This is a genomic window from Mucilaginibacter auburnensis, assembly GCF_002797815.1.
In the GTDB taxonomy this organism is placed as follows: Bacteria; Bacteroidota; Bacteroidia; order Sphingobacteriales; family Sphingobacteriaceae; genus Mucilaginibacter; species Mucilaginibacter auburnensis.
In genome coordinates, this window is record NZ_PGFJ01000001.1 from 747,097 (window position 1) to 767,874 (window position 20,778).

17 protein-coding genes are annotated in these 20,778 nt (G+C 42.7%); 12 read left to right on the forward strand and 5 right to left on the reverse strand.

Going from position 1 to position 20,778, the window contains the following annotated elements; translation table 11 throughout:
• The first annotated feature begins 14 nt into the window (after positions 1-14).
• The 7 genes from glmS to ruvC all read left to right on the forward strand — a co-directional run bounded on the left by glmS (position 15) and on the right by ruvC (position 9,021).
• Positions 15-1,850 carry a glutamine--fructose-6-phosphate transaminase (isomerizing) gene (glmS, locus tag CLV57_RS03270; protein WP_100339915.1) on the forward strand — a complete coding sequence of 612 codons (1,836 nt, stop codon included), beginning with the start codon at positions 15-17 and terminating at the stop codon, positions 1,848-1,850.
• Positions 1,851-1,915: 65 nt separating this feature from the next.
• On the forward strand, positions 1,916-2,287 hold the full coding sequence (locus CLV57_RS03275; protein ID WP_100339916.1) for a VOC family protein: 372 nt from the start codon (positions 1,916-1,918) through the stop codon (positions 2,285-2,287).
• Positions 2,288-2,320: 33 nt separating this feature from the next.
• Complete coding sequence (gene hisS / locus CLV57_RS03280) at positions 2,321-3,685, forward strand: histidine--tRNA ligase (RefSeq protein WP_100339917.1); 1,365 nt, start codon at positions 2,321-2,323, stop codon at positions 3,683-3,685.
• 78 nt (positions 3,686-3,763) lie between these two features.
• Positions 3,764-5,722, forward strand: a complete 1,959-nt coding sequence (locus tag CLV57_RS03285; protein WP_100339918.1) for a DUF3857 domain-containing protein — start codon at positions 3,764-3,766, stop codon at positions 5,720-5,722.
• Between the two features lie 3 nt (positions 5,723-5,725).
• A complete protein-coding gene (locus CLV57_RS03290; protein WP_100339919.1) occupies positions 5,726-7,648 on the forward strand; it encodes a DUF3857 domain-containing transglutaminase family protein in 1,923 nt (640 codons plus the stop codon).
• A 10-nt stretch (positions 7,649-7,658) separates the two neighbouring features.
• Positions 7,659-8,291, forward strand: coding sequence for a leucyl/phenylalanyl-tRNA--protein transferase (aat, locus tag CLV57_RS03295; protein ID WP_100339920.1), 633 nt, complete (start codon positions 7,659-7,661; stop codon positions 8,289-8,291).
• Positions 8,292-8,442: 151 nt separating this feature from the next.
• A complete protein-coding gene (ruvC, locus tag CLV57_RS03300; RefSeq protein WP_100339921.1) occupies positions 8,443-9,021 on the forward strand; it encodes a crossover junction endodeoxyribonuclease RuvC in 579 nt (192 codons plus the stop codon).
• Positions 9,022-9,059: 38 nt separating this feature from the next.
• On the opposite strand, the gene CLV57_RS03305 is transcribed toward ruvC, so the two are convergent.
• The 4 genes from CLV57_RS03305 to CLV57_RS03320 all read right to left on the reverse strand — a co-directional run bounded on the left by CLV57_RS03305 (position 9,060) and on the right by CLV57_RS03320 (position 11,980).
• Positions 9,060-9,452 (reverse strand): HIT family protein, encoded by a 393-nt coding sequence (locus CLV57_RS03305; RefSeq protein ID WP_100339922.1) that lies wholly within the window; start codon positions 9,450-9,452, stop codon positions 9,060-9,062.
• Between the two features lie 87 nt (positions 9,453-9,539).
• On the reverse strand, positions 9,540-10,013 hold the full coding sequence (gene greA / locus CLV57_RS03310; RefSeq protein ID WP_100341294.1) for a transcription elongation factor GreA: 474 nt from the start codon (positions 10,011-10,013) through the stop codon (positions 9,540-9,542).
• Positions 10,014-10,265: 252 nt separating this feature from the next.
• On the reverse strand, positions 10,266-11,207 hold the full coding sequence (locus CLV57_RS03315; protein WP_100339923.1) for an NAD(P)-dependent oxidoreductase: 942 nt from the start codon (positions 11,205-11,207) through the stop codon (positions 10,266-10,268).
• An 11-nt stretch (positions 11,208-11,218) separates the two neighbouring features.
• The gene (locus tag CLV57_RS03320; RefSeq protein ID WP_100339924.1) at positions 11,219-11,980 is read right to left on the reverse strand and encodes an MBL fold metallo-hydrolase; all 762 of its coding nucleotides are present in this window, start codon (positions 11,978-11,980) and stop codon (positions 11,219-11,221) included.
• Positions 11,981-12,165: 185 nt separating this feature from the next.
• Here CLV57_RS03320 and recJ point away from each other — a divergent pair, with 185 nt between their 5' ends.
• From recJ to CLV57_RS03350, 5 genes are all read left to right on the forward strand, one after another.
• On the forward strand, positions 12,166-13,869 hold the full coding sequence (gene recJ, locus CLV57_RS03325) for a single-stranded-DNA-specific exonuclease RecJ (protein WP_100339925.1): 1,704 nt from the start codon (positions 12,166-12,168) through the stop codon (positions 13,867-13,869).
• Between the two features lie 91 nt (positions 13,870-13,960).
• Positions 13,961-14,722: an LPS export ABC transporter ATP-binding protein gene (gene lptB / locus CLV57_RS03330; RefSeq protein ID WP_100339926.1), complete on the forward strand. Its 762-nt coding sequence runs from the start codon at positions 13,961-13,963 to the stop codon at positions 14,720-14,722.
• A gap of 16 nt (positions 14,723-14,738) precedes the next feature.
• The gene (locus CLV57_RS03335; RefSeq protein ID WP_100339927.1) at positions 14,739-16,259 is read left to right on the forward strand and encodes a GH3 auxin-responsive promoter family protein; all 1,521 of its coding nucleotides are present in this window, start codon (positions 14,739-14,741) and stop codon (positions 16,257-16,259) included.
• Between the two features lie 290 nt (positions 16,260-16,549).
• Entirely contained in the window at positions 16,550-16,927 is a 378-nt protein-coding gene (locus CLV57_RS03345; RefSeq protein WP_100339929.1) for a lysozyme inhibitor LprI family protein, read from the forward strand.
• A gap of 32 nt (positions 16,928-16,959) precedes the next feature.
• Positions 16,960-17,736: an enoyl-CoA hydratase/isomerase family protein gene (locus CLV57_RS03350; protein WP_100339930.1), complete on the forward strand. Its 777-nt coding sequence runs from the start codon at positions 16,960-16,962 to the stop codon at positions 17,734-17,736.
• Between the two features lie 48 nt (positions 17,737-17,784).
• Here CLV57_RS03350 and infB read toward each other — a convergent pair whose 3' ends face one another.
• Positions 17,785-20,736, reverse strand: a complete 2,952-nt coding sequence (gene infB / locus CLV57_RS03355; protein ID WP_100339931.1) for a translation initiation factor IF-2 — start codon at positions 20,734-20,736, stop codon at positions 17,785-17,787.
• Between the last annotated feature and the right edge of the window lie 42 nt (positions 20,737-20,778).

Genomic DNA, 20,778 nt, shown 5'->3' on the forward strand with positions numbered 1-20,778 from the left:
TTTAAATTTAATTTATGTGTGGAATAGTAGGCTATGTAGGCCACAGGGATGCTTATCCGATTATAATTAAGGGCCTGCGTCGCCTTGAATACCGTGGGTATGACAGTGCCGGCGTTGCTTTACTGGACAAAAACTTAAAGGTTTACAAAAAAACAGGTAAGGTTAGCGATCTGGAAGATTTCGTTAAAGGGCTACCCATGACCGGCACCATTGGTATGGGGCATACACGCTGGGCTACGCACGGCGCGCCAAGCGACAGGAACTCTCACCCGCACTCGTCAGGAGATAGAAAGCTTACCATTATACACAACGGTATAATTGAGAACTACGGTATTATTAAAGAGACGCTGTTAGCCAAAGGGCACGTTTTTAAAAGCGATACCGATACCGAGGTTTTAATACACCTGGTAGAAGATATTTTGAATGAAACAGGTGTTGATCTAAAAGAGGCGGTGCGTATAGCGCTAAACCGTGTTATTGGAGCTTACGCCATTGTAATTATGAGTGCCGAGGAACCTGATCTGCTTATTGCGGCCCGCAAAGGCAGCCCAATGGTGATTGGCGTTGGTAAAGGCGAGTACTTTGTAGCATCTGATGCTACACCTATTGTTGAATACACCAAAAACGTTATTTATTTAAATGATAACGAGATTGCCTATATACAACGGAATGACCTGCTGATAAAGAATATAGATAATACCGTTCAAACTCCGTATATACAAGAGCTTGACCTAAAGCTGGAAATGTTGGAGAAAGGCGGCTACGATCACTTTATGCTGAAGGAGATATACGAGCAGTCACGATCCATACGCGATTGTTTACGCGGTCGTATTTATCCCGAAAAAGGCAAAGTACAACTTGGAGGTATTAAAGAGTATGCTGATAAGCTAAAAAATGTTGATCGCATAATCATAGTAGCATGCGGAACATCATGGCATGCTGGTTTGGTGGGCGAGTATTTGATTGAAGAGTATGCAAGGGTATCTGTAGAGGTAGAGTATGCATCAGAATTCAGGTATCGTAACCCTATTATATCTGAGAGGGATATTGTGATAGCGATCTCTCAATCTGGCGAAACTGCAGATACCATGGCTGCCCTTGAGCTGGCTAAAGAAAAAGGCGCTACAATATTTGGTATTTGTAATGTGGTTGGTGCTTCAATTCCACGCATCACCCATGCGGGCGTATATACACATGCGGGTCCCGAAATTGGTGTAGCTTCAACCAAGGCTTTTACGGCACAAGTTACCGTATTAACGCTGATTGGTTTTTATATAGCCCAGCTTCGCGGTACGCTTACCAAGAGCAAATTAATTGCCTATTTAACAGAGTTGGATCAAATACCCGAACTGGTAGAGCAAACGCTGAAATGCAACGAAGAAGTTAAAAAGATAGCAGCTGCATTTAAAGATGCCAGCAATTGCTTATTCCTGGGTAGGGGCAGTTCTTTCCCTGTTGCATTAGAGGGTGCTTTAAAGTTAAAGGAGATTTCTTACATACACGCTGAAGGTTATCCGGCTGCTGAGATGAAACACGGGCCAATAGCGCTGATAGATGCGGAATTGCCTGTTGTTTTTATTGCTACCAAAAATTCTTCTTACGAGAAAGTGATCAGCAACATACAGGAAGTAAAAGCGCGCGGCGGGCGAGTTCTGGCTATTGTTACCGAGGGTGACACCGAAGTACGCAACATGGCCGATTATAGTATAGAGATACCAGCCACCGATGATGCTTTTGTTCCGCTGCTGGCCACTATTCCGTTGCAATTGTTATCGTATCATATTGCGGTTATGCGTAATTGCAACGTTGATCAGCCACGTAATTTGGCAAAATCAGTAACTGTAGAGTAACAAATATTAATAAATTTTGAAGGCGCCTTTGCAACAGGCGCCTTTTCTTTTAACTCAAATTTTATATGGCTTGCCCTATAAGTTACAAACGTACAGATCATATCAACATCTGCGTTCCAATTGAAAAACTGGAAGAAGCGCGTGAGTTTTATCGGACCATAATGGGGTTAAAGCAAATAGACCGGCCCGAAGTGTTTACTACACCCGGCCATTGGTTTGCCTGGGCAGATATTGAGCTGCACATAGGCGTTGAACCTGCCCTGCCGGTTTCTGCGCGGCACACGGCATTTGAAGTGACGGACGTTGCTGCTGCCCGCCGTTGGCTGGAGCAAAATCATATAAAAACTTATGATGAGCCATTGATACAAGGCCGCCACAGGTTTACCTTTTATGATTCGTTTGGCAACCGTTTGGAGTTGCTTGAATATAAGCAATGAGGTGATTTACCTTCATTTTTGTACATTTGCCGCATGGCAATTAAACCATCAGTACCAAAAGGCACCCGCGATTTTTCTCCGTTAGAAATGGGCCGCCGCAATTATATTTTTGACACCATTAAAACTGTTTTCCGCAAGTATGGCTATCAGCAGATAGAAACCCCATCTATGGAAAACTTAACTACCCTTACCGGTAAATATGGTGAAGAAGGTGATAAACTGATGTTTAAAATTTTAAATAGCGGCGATTTCTGGAATGAGGTAGAGAAGAAGAATACAGAGCATTCTTCAAAAGCTTTAACCGGCGTAATCTCTGAAAAAGCCCTCCGCTACGACCTTACCGTTCCTTTTGCCCGCTACGTTGTACAGCATCAAAACGAAATAACTTTTCCGTTCAAGCGTTTCCAGGTGCAGCCTGTTTGGCGCGCCGACAGGCCACAAAAGGGTCGCTACCGTGAGTTTTTTCAGTGCGACGCCGATGTTGTTGGTTCTGACTCGCTATTGAATGAGGCTGAGTTTGTAATGATCTATGATGAAGCGCTTACCCGCCTCGGACTAAAAGATTTTACCGTAAAGATCAATAATAGAAAGATTCTATCAGGAATTGCAGAGATTATAGATAAAGCTGATAATATTGTTGATCTAACTGTTGCCATAGACAAACTGGATAAAATTGGCCTCGATGGCGTTAAAAATGAACTCTTGACGCGCGGATTTACACAGCAAGATATTGACAAAATTGAACCAATAATTTTATTAGAAGGCAACACGCAACAAAAGCTAACTCAATTACGTGAAGTGTTGGCAAGTTCGGTAACCGGCCTTAAAGGTTGTGATGAAATTGAAGAAGTGTTTAACTATCTAAAATTAGCTCAACTGCAAACTGCAAACTGCGAGCTGGACATTACCCTCGCCCGCGGACTTAACTACTACACCGGTGCAATTTTCGAGGTAAAAACCAACGAAGTGCAAATGGGCAGCATCGGCGGCGGTGGCCGTTATGATGACCTAACCGGCATGTTCGGCTTAAAAGGCTTGACCGGTGCCGGAATATCCTTTGGTGCAGACAGGATCTATGATGTAATGGAAGAGCTCGATCTTTTCCCGGAAGAAACAGCGCAAACCACACAGGTGCTTATCAACTGCTTTGATAAGACCGGCGAGTTTTACGCATTCCCGCTATTACAGGAGTTACGCGCTGCTGGCATTAGTGTAGAAATGTACCCTGCAGGCGCAAAGATCAAAAAGCAGTTGGATTACGCCAACAGCAAAAACATACCTTACGTAGTTTTAATTGGCAGCGACGAAATGCAAACAGGCATGCTTACTGTTAAAAATATGCAAACAGGTACGCAGGAAAAGCTATCATCAGAACAGATATTGGCCAAGTTTGCGTAACATCATTAAAATAGAAAAGTGTTGACAGTTTTTTGAGCAACACTTTTTTATTTATCTTTACCGTACCAAAATATCACAATGAATAGAATCCTTGCCACACTCTTTTTGAGTGTCCTTGCTGTAGCTGTAAGTGCTCAATCGCAAACCCCCGCAGTTCCCGGTACAATGCCTTATGGCAAAGTTGATGTTGCCGACCTTGAGCTTAAAGCCTGCGAATTTGAAAAAGACGCCAATGCCGAAGTGCTGTTTGACAAAGGTGATCTTTACTTTGACCAACAGTTTAACATTATTGTCCAACGGCATAAGCGCATCAAAATTTTCAATGAGAACGGCATGAAAGAAGCCGAGATACGCATTCCATACCAGGGAGGCAACAGGCTGGAGTACATAACAGGCTTACAGGCGCAAACTATTAACCTGGTTAACGGCAAGCCAGAAATAATTAAACTGGATAAAAGCCAGATATTTACCAAAAACATTGACAAAGTTAGAAACGAGATTGCCTTTACTTTCCCTAATGTTAAAGCCGGCAGCATCATTGAATATAAGTATGCGTGGAACACGGTGTCGTACTCCAACTTCCCCGCATGGTTCTTCCAGCAAAAAATACCGGTTAGATACAGCGAGTATATTACGAGTGTACCTGAGTATTTTACTTACCGCACCCAGGTACGTACATACGAACCATTTGTAAAGAATACATCAAAAACTGAAGCACAGGTTGGGTACATGTCAGATAAAAACGAAAGAGCAATGGCAAATATCCATTCGCTGCCTGACGAAGCCTACATGTCATCTTATGCTGATAATTATCAATGTTTAATATTTCAGCTAACCAATATTACATCACACCAGGCAGGTATTTTCAAAACATATTCAGACACTTGGGCTAAAGTGGGCGGGATATTGGCAGATGATGAGGATTTTGGAAAACAGCTAAAGAAAAAGCTTAAAGGCGAAGAGGTTATTTTAGCCAATGCTGCTAAATTAAAGGGCGATGATAAAATAGCTTATATTTTTAATGAAGTAAAAAATACCATGAAATGGGATGGTGTTGACCGTTGGTACACAACCGAAGGTACGCCAACCGCGTGGGAAAAGAAAACAGGTAATTCCGCGGAGATCAACATTATATTGTATCATTTACTAAAACAGGCAGGTTTAGATGTTTACCCTATGGTGGTAAGCACGCGCGAACACGGCAAGGTGCGTCCGTACCATACATCACTATCACAGTTTAACAGAGCGGTGGTATACATGCCTGTTTCAGAAGACAAAGAATACGTACTTGATGCTACAGGTAAATACAATGTGTTTAATGAGATACCGGCAGAATTACTTAACTCATCAGGCCTGTATATTGATAAAGGCAAGGAACTGTATGATATAGTTTCTTTAGAAAAACTGACACCTTCAAGCCAAACGGTATTTGTAACCGCTCAAATAAAACCTGACGGGAAACTGGAAGGTACAACCAACATAAGGAGCTCAAGTTATAACCGCCTGAATGCAATAGAGCGCTACAAAACCGATGGCGAAAAAAAGTATATAGACTACCTGCGGAATGATGACAACGGTATTAAAATAGCATCATTAAAATTCGAAAACCTGGATGTAGATACCTTGCCGCTATTACATACTATAAATTTTACCGCAGATTTATCTGGATCAGATGATACCTACATCTACTTAAACCCAAACCTGTTTTCTTCGCTCAGAAAAAATCCGTTTTTAGCTGAGAACAGGCTTACAGATATTGAATTTGGCTATAACCGAAACTTTTCTATTGGTGGGAGGTACACAATGCCTGCAGGCTTTAAGGTAGATGCTATGCCAAAATCGGGCAAGATAGTTATGCCGGATAAATCTATTTCAATGAGCCGTATAGTAGGTGAGCAGGATGGTGTAATATCCATCCGTTATGTTGTAGAATTTAGCAGCCCAATTTATTTAAAGAAAGACTATCCGGATTTCAGAGAATTTGTGAAGGTGTTGTATGAGATGCTTAATGAGCAGATCATTTTAAAGAAAGCATAGTTTATGAAGTTAACGTATAAGATTTTAAGTTTTCTATGCTTTTCTGCAGCTGCTGCATGGGGGCAGACTATGCCCATTGCGCCTAATTTATACAAGGCATCAACTATTCCAGATTCATTAAAACAGGATGCGCACGCGGTAGTACGTTTTAGCGATACAGAGACTATTGTGAAGGGGCCGGGTAAAACGGAAGTTGCCTTTCATAGTATAGTAACTATTTTAGACCAAAAAGGCGATCACCATGGCGATGTTGCTTTACCTTACGATAAAAAGTTTAATCAGATAACCGATGCTAAGGTGCTCATTTATGATGCCAACGGTAAGCTTATTAAAAAGTATAGTAAAAGCGATTTTTATGACAGGGCTGCAACCGATGAGCAAACACTGGCCAGTAACTATCGCGTATTATTGCTGAGCCACACCATATCAAGTTATCCAACTACAGTTGAGATTATTTGGGAACGCTCAACCAACAGCTATCTTGATCTGGGTAGGTGGCAATATTTGCCTGAGGAAACTGCTGTGGAAAATGCTTATTACAAGGTTTCAGCAGTTCCGCTGGTTGGGTTCAGGTACAAAAACAACAATACAAATATTTCTCCACGCACTTTAAAAAATGGTAATTATGATGTGTATGAATGGGACGTACATAACCTCAAAACCTTTAAACCTGAAGATGACGCAATAGAGTGGCGTGTGTACCCTTATGTAGTTTTCGCTACCAATCAGTTTTCATTTGATGGCTTGCCCGGTGATCTGACTTCATGGGAATCTTACGGCAAATGGTATCAGGCATTAAACGCAGAAGGCCTTGATCTAAGCCCTCAACGTGCTGAAGAGATACGAAAAATGACCGCAGATATTGTTGGCGACAAGGCAAAAGCTAAATTTTTGTATCAGTACATGCAAAAAAACATGCACTATGTAAGTATACAATTAGGCATTGGCGGGCTTAAGCCTTTCCCGGCAATGTTTGTTGATCAAAAAAAGTACGGCGACTGTAAGGCACTGTCAAATTACATGGTGGCCATGCTTAAAGCTGTAAATATCCCCGCTTATTACGCGCTTATACAAGGTGAAACAAATGGTGAACCTGCTGATCCGTTATTCCCTGCAGACCCGTTTAATCACATTGTAGTTTGTGTGCCTTTTAAAGGAGATACTACATGGCTGGAGTGTACCAGTAGTACGGCCATATTCGGAAAGTTGGGTTCTTTCACCGAGAATCGAAACGCTCTGCTGATCACAAATAAAGGAGGAAAATTGGTCAACACGCCTAAAAGTACCTGCCAGGATCATCAGTTTAACAGCGAGATAAACGTAGTTTTAGATGAAGACGGCGGTGCAAAAGCAGCCATCAATATAAAAAGTACAGGTGAGTACCGGGATATGTACCTGGCCTTAGCCGCAAAAAAGGTTGATGACCAAAAAGGCTATCTTATCAATTACCTCAATTTAAAGCAACCATCGCAGTTTAGTTTTAAGGAAGCCCTTGATAAAGACGGTGTAAAGGAGCTGAATATTGATTTGGAATACGACAAGTTTACAGACGTAATGAGTGGCGATAAGCGGTTTTATCGTCCACAGGTAATGAGTTTATTCAATGCCACCGTGCCGATACTTGAAAAGCGTAAAACAGATTTCTATTTTGATCATCCTATGCAAAAGGTATGTGTAACCAATATTGCAGTACCTGCGGGCTTTGAGGTGGAAACTTTACCAACCAATACTAACATTAAATTTAGCTACGGAAGTTATGATGTTAGCTATGCGTATGACAAAGAGAAAAATAAAATAGTAAGCACCGCTAAATTTGTGCTGACCAGTCATGTTATACCTGCTGCAAAGTATACCGAAATGCAGGAGTACCTGGACAATATTGCTAAAGCCCAAAATAAAAAGCTGGTAATACGCAAGAAGGCATAATTTTGCCTTGATGATTTTCAGGCTGACTAAAGACATAATGTTTCCGCCCACGGAACTGGCAGAGCCCGATGGCTTGTTAGCTGTGGGCGGTGATCTTTCTGTACCACGCCTCACCTTGGCCTACCAAAGCGGCATCTTCCCCTGGTATAGTGATGATACTCCCATTTTATGGTATGCACCGCACGAGCGCTTTGTATTGTTTCCTAATGAATTGCGTATTAGTAAATCAATGCAGAGAATACTTAAACAAGAAGTTTTCACCGTAACAACAAACACCGCATTTGCAGAAGTAATAAACGCCTGCTCACAGGTTGAGCGAGAAGGGCAGGACGGCACCTGGATAACCGACGATATGAAAACAGCCTACATTGAACTGCATAAAACAGGCGTTGCACATTCTGTAGAAGTTTGGCAGAATAATGAATTAGTTGGTGGCGCTTATGGCGTTGAAGTTGGTAACATATTTTGCGGCGAGAGTATGTTTAGCAAAATGAGCAATGCCTCAAAAGTGGCATTAATAACGCTTTGCCAAACGGGAAAATATAATTTGATAGATTGCCAGGTACATACAGCTCATCTTGAATCAATGGGTGCAAGGATGATAAGCCGGGAAGAATATATGCGGTTGTTGAATGATGTGTAGTTGGTGATGGCTATCTTTACATAGTCGATTTTAAAAAAGTGGTGGCTCAGGTGGGCTCACGGTGGCTCACGGTGGGTCACCCGGCTCAGAGCCACCACCGCTTCAAAAACGCTACCTGTAGCGTAATAAAATTCGGCTTGAAAGAGTTAACATGCAACAAAACAACAACAGCAAAGAGCGTATAATTTTAGGCATTGACCCCGGCACCGCGGTGATGGGCTACGGATTAGTAAAACAGATAGGTAACAAAACAGAGCTGATAAGTTTGGGCGTGGTTAAAATGGATAAAATTGATGACCATATGCTGAAGCTGCAACGCATTTTTGAAAAAACCGTTGGCTTAATAGACAACTACAAACCTGATTGCCTGGCCATTGAAGCCCCTTTTTATGGTAAAAACATACAGGTAATGTTAAAACTGGGGAGGGCACAGGGTGTAGCCATGGCAGCGGCATTATCGCGCAATATTGATGTTACCGAATACTCCCCACGTAAAATAAAGCAATCTATTACTGGCAACGGCAACGCAACCAAAGAGCAGGTAGCAGGCATGCTGCAACGCTTACTGAACTTTACCGAAACACCTGACTTTTTAGACGCAACCGATGGTTTGGCTGTAGCCGTTTGCCATTCGTTTCAAAATGTTGCCATTGGTAAGGCAGGAGCTAAAAAAAACTACTCCGGTTGGGAAACTTTTGTGAAAGACAACGCGAAGCGGATAGTGAAGTAACATTAAAGTCTCCCCTACAGGGGGAGATTAGAGGGGGCTTACAACGCTTCTCTTATTCTATCAGCTATTGCCTGAAATTCTTCGGGAGTGAAATTTAATTTGGGGCGGGTAAAGTCCATATCATGCATGCCTTTCATCGGTATAAGGTGAACGTGCGCGTGCGGCACCTCTAAGCCCATTACAGTAACGCCAATACGGTCGCATGCAATTACCTTTTTCATGGCAGTAGCAATGATCTTGGCAAATATCATTAGGCCGGTATAGGTTTCATCATCCAGATCAAACAACCGATCAACCTCTTTTTTAGGTATCACCAGCAAATGGCCTTCCACCAATGGATTAATATCCAAAAATGCCAAAAACTCATTACTCTCGGCGACTTTATAAGCCGGAATATCGCCTGCTACTATTTTTGAAAAGATGCTTGCCATAGGTAGTTATTGATTTTATCGAATTATTGAATTACTGATTTGAATGTTAATTCAATAATTCAGTAACTCAATAATTCAGCAATTAATTTATCTACTTATTTCTAAAACTTCAAATTCCATTTTGCCGGCAGGTACTGCAATTTCGGCAATCTCACCAACTTTTTTGCCTAATAAACCTTTGGCTATTGGTGATGTGATAGAAATTTTTCCCGCTTTCATATCGGCTTCGCTTTCAGCTACTAATTGGTAGCTCATGGTAGCGCCATTCTTAATGTTCTTGATTTTAACGTGAGAGAGTGCCAGTACTTTAGATGTATCCAATTTTGACTCATCCAGTATACGTGCAGAAGCTAAAATTTCTTCCATTTGTGCAATTTTAGCTTCGTGTAAGCCTTGAGCCTCTTTAGCCGCATCATATTCGGCATTCTCAGAAAGATCGCCTTTATCCCGTGCCTCAGCTATAGCGTTTGATATTGCAGCACGACCGGTTGTTTTAAGTTCCTGTAATTCTTGCTTTAATTTCTCTAAACCTTCTTTGGTAAAATATGCTACCTCTGCCATAACTCGCTTAAATTTATTGTTAAAAAATGCCAAAAAAAACCGCCCTCCCTGCTTAAAGAAAGGACGCATCGTTATAAAAAACAAACAAGACTATGCAGGTATTACCCATATAGTCTTGCTTTCAGTATTAAACGAAGATAAGAGATTTAAATTTTAATCTCCAAATTTTTTATGCAGAGCACGAAAAATAGTGATCAGTTAATTGGTTGATTAGAGATTAGTTTTTTGAATGGTTAACTAATCTCTGATCAACTAATCACTAATCTCTGCAACGCGCAGCTTGCCCGCCATTACCTCACTTATTCTTTTGTACGAATCAAATGTCCAGCCGGCTACATGTGGGGTAAGTAAAACTTTTCCGCTTTGCTTTAATTCTTCAAACCAGGATTGCTCTGCCAGAGCAGGGAATTTCTCGGTTTCTAAAACATCCAGTCCCGCACCTAAAATTTTGCCTTGTTTAATTGCATTCAAAATAGCCTGCACTTTAGCTACGCCACCACGCGAGGTGTTAATGAAAAAAATAGGCTTTTTAAAATGGAACAGATATTCATCATCAATCAGTCCTTTAGTTTCTTTAGTTAAGGGGATGTGCAAACTCAAAACGTCTGCATGCTTAACAATTTCTTCCATGCTTACCTCACGGGCATATTTGTCGCTAAACCCGGTTTTGTACTTATCGTAAGCAATAACATTAACATCAAAGCCAGAAAGCTTTTTGGCAAAGCTACGGCCCATAAAGCCATAGCCAATAATGCCTACTGTTTTGCCTTTTAATTCATAGCCGCGATTGCCTTCCCTGTCCCAAACGCCTGCCCTTACCTGCGCGTTTGCCTGGTTAAAGTTATTCATTAACGAAAGCAGCAAGCCTATAGCGTGTTCTCCTACCGCATCCATATTACCCTCGGAAGCGTTAATGAGCAGCACGTTTTTTTCTTTAGCATAAGCCTCATCAATATTGTCCATACCTGCTCCTGCACGGCAAATAAATCGTAGGTTCGCGGCAGCATCAAAAACCCGTTTGTCAACGTTAAATTTTGAACGGATAACCAGGCCGGCATAAGTGCTGATAATTTCAAGCGCCTCGGCTAATTTTATAGTTGGTCGATAGTCGCAGACGTAGCCCATAGCTTCCGCCTGTTCAATAAAAATGGGGTGTATATCGTCAACTATCAGTATGGTATTGTTTTGAGCCATTTCAGAAATAATTAAATAACAAAACCGTTCTCGTTTAAACCCACCTTGCCAACTGGCTTTGACTTAGCATGATAAAATAAGCAAGTCCAGCCTTCTTGCGCTGCTTTTGTACCGTAGATCTCGCGCAGCTCCATGGCTTTGCGGCCATCATAGTCGTATTTAGCTATAAATTTTCTTATTAGTTGCTCCGGCTCTGGCAGTTCATCGCCTCCAAAAAAACATTTGTCTTCACCGTCTGTCAACCAAAATACCTGATGATATGGACTATGACCACCCGAATGTTCATACTTTATACCCGCCTTAAACTCGCCATCGTCCTCAATAAAAGTAATGTTAGCTGAGCGCTGTAATACGTCAAATATTTCAGTATGGTAAGAGTCTGAAACCTTGGTGTAAGCCGTTTCCCATTCCATGCGGTTAATTACATGCTCTGCACCCGGAAAGCTGGGCTCCAGTTTGCCGTCGCGCTCAACCACCAAACCGCCAGAGTGGTCATAATGCAGATGCGACATGAGTACGAGTGTTACATCTTCAGGATCAAAGCCGGCCTTGCGGATATTTTTATGCAAAATTAACTCGCCGTCCTCATCCTTATAACCCAAACCAGCATCCATCACGATAAGATCGGTTGCGGTTTGTACTAAAAATGGATTAACATGTATAAACAGCGAACCGGGACGGTCGCGGTAATTGTGTTTTTGCGGATCGAAGGGAATGAACTTCTTTGATGCATCTACCGAGTAAGAGCCCTCACTTAATGCGAATATTTTCATGCGTATGTTATGCTTTTATGCGAATGTGCATAAGTGCAATATTTTTTGAATTGTTATGTTTTATTAAATACTTATTTTACAACAGTTTTAAATGGAAAGCGTGTGTGTTTAAGTAATCTTGCATATCTGCACATTTTCAAATCCGCACATCCAAACCTATATTTACTGTTTTAAGCTACAAAGATATGAATAAACGGTGGTCGATTAAGGAAGTTCCGGCTATTGCTGACGTAAATAGGTTAGCAGCGGAGCTTAATATCGATCCGGTTTTGAGTACTATGCTGTTGCAGCGCGGCGTAAGTACTTTTGAGGAGGCGAGATACTTCTTCAGACCCGACATTCGTCACCTGCATGATCCCTTCCTGATGAAAGGAATGGAGCAGGCTATTGAGCGCATTGAACAGGCAATCATCAACAAAGAAAAGGTTTTAATTTACGGCGATTACGACGTGGATGGCACCACTTCGGTAGCGGTGGTTTACAGCTTTTTTAAGCAGTATCATAGTTTTATTGAATATTATATACCCGACCGCTATAAAGAAGGTTATGGTGTATCGCAGCAAGGCATTGACTACGCCGCGCAAAACGGATTCACGCTGATAGTAGCATTGGATTGCGGTATTAAATCAGTTGATAAAGTTGCCTATGCCAATACTTTAGGGGTTGACTTTGTGATATGCGACCACCATACCCCCGGCAATGAAATACCGGATGCGGTAGCAGTTTTAGACCCCAAGCAATCCGATTGTAATTATCCTTACAAAGAACTGTCCGGCTGCGGCATTGGCTTTAAATTAATACAGGCTTTTGCCGAGAAAAATAATATCGACTTTGAAAAGGTAGCTCGCTACGCAGATCTGGTAGCCGTAAGTATAGCCTGCGACATTGTGCCCATAACCGGAGAGAATCGAACGCTGGCTTATTTTGGTTTGCAACGGCTAAATGCTGAGCCCTGCATCGGTTTAAAAACGCTGATGGGTGTTGCCGGTAAAAACATTAGCTATACCATATCAGACATTGTTTTTTTACTGGGGCCGCGTATCAACGCAGCTGGCCGTATTGATGATGCCAAACATGCTGTTGAGCTGTTAGTTGCATGCAACGAAGCTGAAGCCCAGCTCAAAGGTGATCTGATCAACATAAAAAATACAGAGCGTAAAGAACACGATCTTACTATAACCGACCAGGCACTGGAAATGATAGGTAGTGACGATGTGATGATCAGTCGTAAATCTACCGTCGTATTTAACGAGAACTGGCACAAGGGCGTGATAGGCATTGTGGCTTCGCGACTTACTGAAAAATATTACCGCCCAACAGTAGTGTTAACGCAATCTAACGGACATGTGGCCGGTTCGGCACGCTCGGTTTTGGGTTACGACCTTTACGAGGCGCTTTGCGGCTGCAGCGATCTGCTGTTACAGTTTGGCGGGCATAAGTACGCCGCGGGTTTAACACTTGAGCCGGAAAATGTACCTGCCTTTATTGACAGGTTTGAAGAGGTGGTTAGCAGCACCATAACCAATGAGCAACTTATACAGCAAATACAAATAGATGCCGAATTGCGTTTAGAACAGATAGAGCCTAAGTTTTTCAGGATACTGAACCAGTTTGCGCCGTTTGGGCCGGAGAACATGGCACCGGTGTTCATTAGTAAAAATGTGTATGTTAGCGGTAGTCCGGCAATAGTAGGTAGTAACCACATTAAAATGACGGTGATGCAACCCGGCTCGGCACATTTTGATTGCATTGCCTTTAACCATGGCGAATACGCATCAAAAATAAAAAGGGATGTGCCTTTTGATATTTGCTATAGTATTGAAGAAAACGTATGGCGCGAAAGACGAACCATACAGTTAAATATAAAAGGGATAAGGGTTAGAGATTAGTTAATCAGAGATTAGTTGATTAGTGATCAGGGTTTGACAAGTACAGATTTACTCATATAATCTTTTAATCATACCAATCATAGTTCAGACAATGCAACTAAGAGCAGAACATTTAATAAAAAAATATAAACAGCGTACTGTTGTTAATGATGTTTCATTTAACGTGGAACAGGGTGAGATAGTGGGTTTGCTTGGGCCTAATGGTGCCGGTAAAACCACATCGTTTTATATGATTGTTGGCCTGATAAAACCAAACGAGGGCACCATCTATTTGGATGACCAAGACATTACAACCGATCCAATGTATCGTCGCGCGCAAAAAGGCATTGGTTACCTGGCGCAGGAGGCATCTGTTTTCAGGAAACTGACTGTTGAGGATAATATTAAGGCTGTATTGGAAATGGGTAGTTTTTCTAAAGTTCAGCAACAGGAAAAACTGGAAATGTTGATAGATGAGTTCAGTTTACACAAGGTGCGCCGTAACCGTGGCGACTTGTTATCCGGAGGTGAGCGCCGCCGTACCGAAATTGCCCGCGCTTTAGCAGCCGAACCTAATTTTATACTGTTAGATGAACCATTTGCAGGTGTTGACCCCATTGCCGTAGAAGAAATTCAATCAATGGTAGCCAAACTAAAGTACCGCAATATTGGTATATTAATAACTGACCACAACGTACAGGAAACCCTGTCTATTACAGATAGGGCTTATTTGCTGTTTGAAGGCAAAATATTGGAGAGCGGTGTCCCCGAAGTATTAGCCGAAAACGAAATGGTACGTAAAGTATATCTTGGAGCCAACTTTGTGTTGAAGCGTAAGGTATTTACCGCTGATGGTCAGAAACAAACCAGTTAAAATATAAACCATTAATATGACCCTCTTTAACTCCGTATTTACATGGTTCATGAAAAAGCGCATCCACCAGATCGAGCTTTTTATGAAATATCCAAATGAGGTGCAGGAAGAATGGTTTGAGCAACTGGTTACCCGTGCAGAAAATACCGAGTGGGGTAAAAAGCATCACTATAAAAGCATTACCAACCTTACCGAGTTTAAGGAGCGCGTACCCATACAAACTTACGATACGCTGAAACCCTACATTGAGCGTATGCTGCAAGGCGAACAAAATGTGTTGTGGCCATCCGAGATCAGGTGGTTTGCCAAATCATCAGGCACTACTAACGACAGGAGCAAGTTTATCCCGGTAAGCGAAGACGCGCTGGAAGAGTGCCATTTTAAAGGTGGGAGGGATATGCTCACCATCTATTTTAACAATCGGCCAGATGCCCGGATGTTCACCGGTAAGATCCTGACCTTAGGTGGCAGTCATCAGATTAGTCAGCTTAGTCCGGATACCTCTTTTGGGGACCTTTCAGCAGTATTGATGAAGAATCTGCCCCTTTGGGCCGAGTTTCACCGCACCCCTGATCTGGATATTGCTTTGCTGGAAAATTTCGAAGAGAAGATAGAGCGCATGGCGTATGCCACCAAAGATGTTAATGTAACCAGCATAAGTGGTGTACCTACCTGGAATCTGTTGCTGTTTAAACGTATTTTGGAGATAACGGGTAAAAAAAATCTGTTGGAGGTATGGCCCAATCTGGAAATGTATTTCCATGGGGCGGTTAATTTTACTCCCTATCGTGAGCAGTTTAAAAAACTGATACCGAGCGAGGATATGTATTACCTCGAAACTTATAATGCATCGGAAGGCTTTTTCGGTATACAGGATACCAAAGAACCGGGCGAAATGCTATTGATGTTGGATTATGGCGTTTTCTATGAGTTTTTGCCAATAGAAAATTTAGGCGAAGAACATCCGCGTACGCTAACATTAGATGAAGTGCAGATAGGTAAAAACTACGCGCTTATTATCAGTACCAATGGTGGTTTATGGCGATACATGATAGGAGATACCATTAAATTTACATCACTTGATCCCTTCCGTATTCAAATAACCGGGCGTACTAAACACTTCATCAATGCCTTTGGTGAAGAGGTCATAATTGATAACGCTGAACGTGCTTTAGAGGAAGCTTGTATGCAGACCGATGCTATTATACGTGATTACACAGCAGCCCCTGTTTATTTCAATGGAGATGAGTGCGGAGCCCACGAATGGCTGATAGAATTCGAAAAACGTCCGTCGGAATTTGAGCGATTTGTGGATATAATGGACGAAACCCTGCGTCGTGTAAATTCAGATTATGATGCCAAACGCTTTAAAGACATGGCCCTGCGCCGCCCGATAGTACGCAATATGCCCGAAGGAACTTTCTTTAACTGGATGAAGGAGAAAGGCAAGTTAGGGGGGCAACATAAGGTGCCGCGCTTAGCCAATAACCGCGAGTATGTAGATGCCATATTGAGGGTGGTGGAAATGGTAGAGTAGTGTGTCAGATTTCAATCAGATTAATTATTTTATGAAAAATAAACCTATACTTATCAAAATACTTGCTGCATTACTAACCTTTATCTGCATCAATGTGTTATTGCGTTTAATTTGGCAGGATGTGTTTATTTCGGATTTATTTGTCTCGCTATCTCCAGGCTGGCACACCGCTATACGGCCTAACTACCTTTTTAATTCAACAATTTTGATGCTCAGTTCATTGCTGATTTATCTTCTATACAAAGGCATAGGAAAGGTATTGGCTAAAATTCTTATTAATTTTAATTGATATGAAAGCTATACTTTTTATTCTTACATTAATGTTAGTAGCAAATATTAACGCTCGTGCCCAACGTAAGGTTGACTGCGCCAATGCCACCACGCAAACAGAATTAAACCTTTGCGCGCAGGAAGAATTTACCGCTGCCGATAAACAATTAAATACGCTCTACAAGAAAGTTGTTGCCGCCTGTAACACCAAACAACGCGCAACGCTTGTCAAGGTACAGAATGCCTGGTTAGTATATCGCGACCAGCACGCTGCAATGATGAAGTCAATAAACGAAGGTGGTTCAATAGCCACAATGACGGCTTTAAATGCCAAAACCCTTACAACGCAATCTCGCATTAAGGAGCTGCAGGCGCTGCTTTATCAGTTAACTTTATAATTCGTAATTAAGCGGACGTAATCTTATAAAAGATGAGTTACCAGAATTTATTAACCGAGCAAAAGCAACGCATACTTTACATCACCATTAACAGGGAAAGTAAATTGAATGCCTTGAATGCAGCAACGCTAAGCGAATTACATGTTGCATTTGCAGCCGCATTCGCCGATGATAGCATTGGTGGCGTGATCATAACCGGGGGCGGACAGAAAGCCTTTGTTGCCGGTGCCGACATAAGCGAGCTAAATGCGCTTGACAAAGCAGGGGCAGAACAAATGGCACGTAATGCACATGATAAAGTTTTTAACTTCATAGAGAACGGCAATAAACCTGTAATAGCTGCTATAAATGGGTTTGCTTTAGGTGGCGGATTAGAATTGGCTATGGCCTGTCATATCCGTGTAGCTTCAGAAAATGCAAAAGTGGGGTTACCCGAACTTACGTTGGGCCTAATACCTGGCTACGGAGGTACGCAACGCCTTACAAAACTGATAGGGAAAGGCAAGGCTTTTGAAATGATATTAACTGCCGATATGATGACAGCCGAACAGGCGCTTTATTTTGGATTGGTTAACCACGTAGTAGAGCCTGGAGATTTATTACCTAAAGCAGAGGACCTGCTGCAAAAAATATTAACCCGCGCACCTCTGGGTGTAGCAGCGGCCATAAAAGCTATAAATGCCGCAGGTAACGCCGATGGTTTTGAAACAGAAATTAACGGTTTTACACAATGCTTCGCTACCGAGGATAGGGTAGAGGGAACAAAGGCCTTTTTGGAGAAAAGGAAGCCGCAGTTTAGAGGGAAATAAAAAATCCCCCTAGTGATCGGGGGATTTTAGTTTTATGAGGTAAAGTTATTACAACTTACGTTTAACTTCTACATTCTCGTATGCTTCTACTATATCGCCTACTTCAATATTGTTAAAGTTGGCAATGTTCAAACCGCACTCGTAACCTTGATTTACTTCTTTTACATCATCTTTGTAACGTTTCAACGAAGCAAGCTCGCCGGTGTAGATTACCACGCCTTCACGTACTATACGGATCTTGCTGTTACGGGTAATTTTACCATCTAACACCATACAACCTGCAATGGTACCAACTTTGCTGATCTTGAAGGTTTCGCGTATTTCAACGTTAGCAACAATTTTCTCTTCAAACTCAGGTGCCAACATACCTTCCATTGCCGCTTTAATTTCGTTAATAGCGTCGTAGATGATAGAGTACAGCCTGATATCGATCTGCTCTTGCTCAGCCAGTTTACGCGCACCACCTGAAGGGCGTACCTGGAAACCGATGATGATCGCGTCAGATGCAGATGCTAATAAAACATCTGATTCTGATATCTGACCCACTGCTTTAGATATAACGTTGATCTGTATTTGCTCTGTTGATAATTTCAATAATGAGTCGGATAGCGCCTCAATAGAACCATCCACGTCACCTTTAACAATCAGGTTAAGTTCTTTAAAGTTACCTACCGCTAAACGACGACCGATCTCATCAAGTGTGATGTGTTTTTGTGTACGTAAGCCCTGCTCACGCTGTAATTGCATACGTTTGTTGGCAATCTCGCGTGCTTCAACCTCGCTTTCAAGCGCGTTGAATTTATCACCAGCTGTTGGTGCACCCTGCATACCCAATACCTGTACCGGGGTTGATGGCCCTGCAGAATTAACACGCTGACCGCGCTCATTGGTCAGGGCCTTAACCCTACCACTGTAGCAACCTGCCAGTATTGGATCGCCCACTTTTAACATACCAGATTGTACCAATATAGTGGTTACAATACCGCGGCCCTTATCTAAAGCTGCCTCAATTACGGTACCTACGGCACGTTTGTTAGGGTTAGCTTTCAGCTCCAATAACTCCGCTTCAAGCAATACTTTCTCTAATAACAACTCAACGTTTAAACCCGTTTTAGCTGATATTTCCTGAGTTTGATATTTACCGCCCCATTCCTCTACCAAAATATTCATGGCGGATAGTTGCTCACGCACCTTGTCTGCATTAGCACCAGGCTTATCAATTTTGTTAAAAGCGAAGATGATTGGTGCGCCTGCAGCCTGCGCGTGGTTTATTGCCTCGCGGGTTTGCGGCATCACGCTATCGTCTGCAGCGATAACTATAATTACAATATCTGTTACCTGTGCACCCCTTGCACGCATGGCGGTAAACGCCTCGTGACCCGGTGTATCCAGGAAGGTAATTTTTCCTTTATTATCAGGCAAGGTAACCTCATAAGCACCAATGTGCTGGGTTATACCACCGGCCTCGCCACCAATTACATTGGTTTTACGTATAAAGTCAAGTAACGATGTTTTACCGTGGTCAACGTGACCCATTATGGTTACAATTGGCGCACGTGGTACCAGGTCTGCCGGATCATCCGGCTGATCGAGGTTAGCCTCCTCATCCTGAGGTTTAACAAATTCAACCTTGTAACCAAACTCCTCGGCAACAATGCTAAGCGTTTCCGCATCTAACCTTTGGTTGATAGATACGAACATGCCTAAGCTCATACAGGTTGAAATGATCTGCGTTACCTGAACGTCCATCATTATAGCCAACTCGTTTGCCGTAACAAACTCGGTAACTTTCAGCACGCGTGACTGTGCTTCTTGTTCCATTGCTGCCTCATCAGCAGATGCAGCAACATCATCACGTTTTTGACGGCGGAATTTAGCACGCTGAGCAAACTTACCCGATTTACCTGCGCCGCTTAAACGGGCAAGTGTGGCTTTAATTTGATCTTGTATATCTTTTTCTGTTGGCTCTTCTTTAGGCGTAGATGGTGGAGCATTACGGTTATTCCTGAAATCAGGACGGCCCTGATTATTGCCACCAGGTCTGTTATTTCTAAAATCAGGACGGCCTTGGTTGTTATTGCCCTGGCCACCACCTTGACCTTGTTGGCCCTGGTTGTTACCCTGACCACCTTGTCCGCCTTGTTGCGGACCGCCTTCTTTACGTTTACGCTTGCGTTTATGATCAGCGTTAGCGTTTGAAGACGATGCTACCGGATTGCGTTTTGGCTCGTTAACAGGCAAAGTAATTCTACCTACAATGTTAGGCCCGCTTAAACGCTCCGCTTTAGCACGAATTACTTCGTTCTCTTCGCCAACCACTGGTTGTTGCGGTGCTACAGGAGCTGCAGCCGGAAGCGGTGTTACCGGTGCCGGTGTGTCAACTTTTGGCGCGGCAACCGGAGGTTGTGGTGCAGGTGTTTCTGCAACAACAGGTTTAACCGCTTCCGGTTCGGCAGGTTTTGCCGGTTCTGGCTGCGGTGCCGGTTTCGGCGCTTCCGCAACAGGTGCCGGCGCTTGCGGCTCCGGCTTACTTTCAGTTACTTGAGGGCGTCCGTGTAAGTTGTTCAGATCTATTTTACCTACAACTTTCACTCCCGGAAGCGAATCAGTACCGGTATTCTCAGTACGTTCTGGCGCAGGCGGAGGTGTTGGCTTAGGCGTAGTAGTTGCAGCAGGGACAGCAAACTGACCTGCATTTTTGATCAGTATCTCTTCGTTCTCAAAATCTTTGGAACGGCGTGGCTCGGGCTGTTTCTCAACAGGTGCTGTAGCCTCCTCCTTCCTGATCTTGCCTATGCTGATCTGCTTGGCTTCTTCTTTAATACTTTTGTCAACAGCAAACTCCTTCAACAACGCGCTGTACATTTCTGTACTCAGTTTAGCCATAGGCTGTTTATCCACTTTAAAGCCTTTACCGGCCAAAAAGTCTACAATGGTGCCCATGCCAATGTTGAGTTCCTTTACTGCTTTTATTAATTTTATAGATTTGTCTTCGGACATTTATTCCTCTTTCTCTTGTTATTGTCTTCTATGCTTTAGCAA

Excerpts from the sequence above, each read along its gene's own strand:
- glmS (WP_100339915.1), top strand. The coding sequence starts at position 15 with ATGTGTGGAATAGTAGGCTATGTAGGCCACAGGGATGCTTATCCGATT.
- CLV57_RS03275 (WP_100339916.1), top strand. The coding sequence starts at position 1,916 with ATGGCTTGCCCTATAAGTTACAAACGTACAGATCATATCAACATCTGC.
- hisS (WP_100339917.1), top strand. The coding sequence starts at position 2,321 with ATGGCAATTAAACCATCAGTACCAAAAGGCACCCGCGATTTTTCTCCG.
- CLV57_RS03285 (WP_100339918.1), top strand. The coding sequence starts at position 3,764 with ATGAATAGAATCCTTGCCACACTCTTTTTGAGTGTCCTTGCTGTAGCT.
- CLV57_RS03290 (WP_100339919.1), top strand. The coding sequence starts at position 5,726 with ATGAAGTTAACGTATAAGATTTTAAGTTTTCTATGCTTTTCTGCAGCT.
- aat (WP_100339920.1), top strand. The coding sequence starts at position 7,659 with ATGATTTTCAGGCTGACTAAAGACATAATGTTTCCGCCCACGGAACTG.
- ruvC (WP_100339921.1), top strand. The coding sequence starts at position 8,443 with ATGCAACAAAACAACAACAGCAAAGAGCGTATAATTTTAGGCATTGAC.
- CLV57_RS03305 (WP_100339922.1), bottom strand. The coding sequence starts at position 9,452 with ATGGCAAGCATCTTTTCAAAAATAGTAGCAGGCGATATTCCGGCTTAT.
- greA (WP_100341294.1), bottom strand. The coding sequence starts at position 10,013 with ATGGCAGAGGTAGCATATTTTACCAAAGAAGGTTTAGAGAAATTAAAG.
- CLV57_RS03315 (WP_100339923.1), bottom strand. The coding sequence starts at position 11,207 with ATGGCTCAAAACAATACCATACTGATAGTTGACGATATACACCCCATT.
- CLV57_RS03320 (WP_100339924.1), bottom strand. The coding sequence starts at position 11,980 with ATGAAAATATTCGCATTAAGTGAGGGCTCTTACTCGGTAGATGCATCA.
- recJ (WP_100339925.1), top strand. The coding sequence starts at position 12,166 with ATGAATAAACGGTGGTCGATTAAGGAAGTTCCGGCTATTGCTGACGTA.
- lptB (WP_100339926.1), top strand. The coding sequence starts at position 13,961 with ATGCAACTAAGAGCAGAACATTTAATAAAAAAATATAAACAGCGTACT.
- CLV57_RS03335 (WP_100339927.1), top strand. The coding sequence starts at position 14,739 with ATGACCCTCTTTAACTCCGTATTTACATGGTTCATGAAAAAGCGCATC.
- CLV57_RS03345 (WP_100339929.1), top strand. The coding sequence starts at position 16,550 with ATGAAAGCTATACTTTTTATTCTTACATTAATGTTAGTAGCAAATATT.
- CLV57_RS03350 (WP_100339930.1), top strand. The coding sequence starts at position 16,960 with ATGAGTTACCAGAATTTATTAACCGAGCAAAAGCAACGCATACTTTAC.
- infB (WP_100339931.1), bottom strand. The coding sequence starts at position 20,736 with ATGTCCGAAGACAAATCTATAAAATTAATAAAAGCAGTAAAGGAACTC.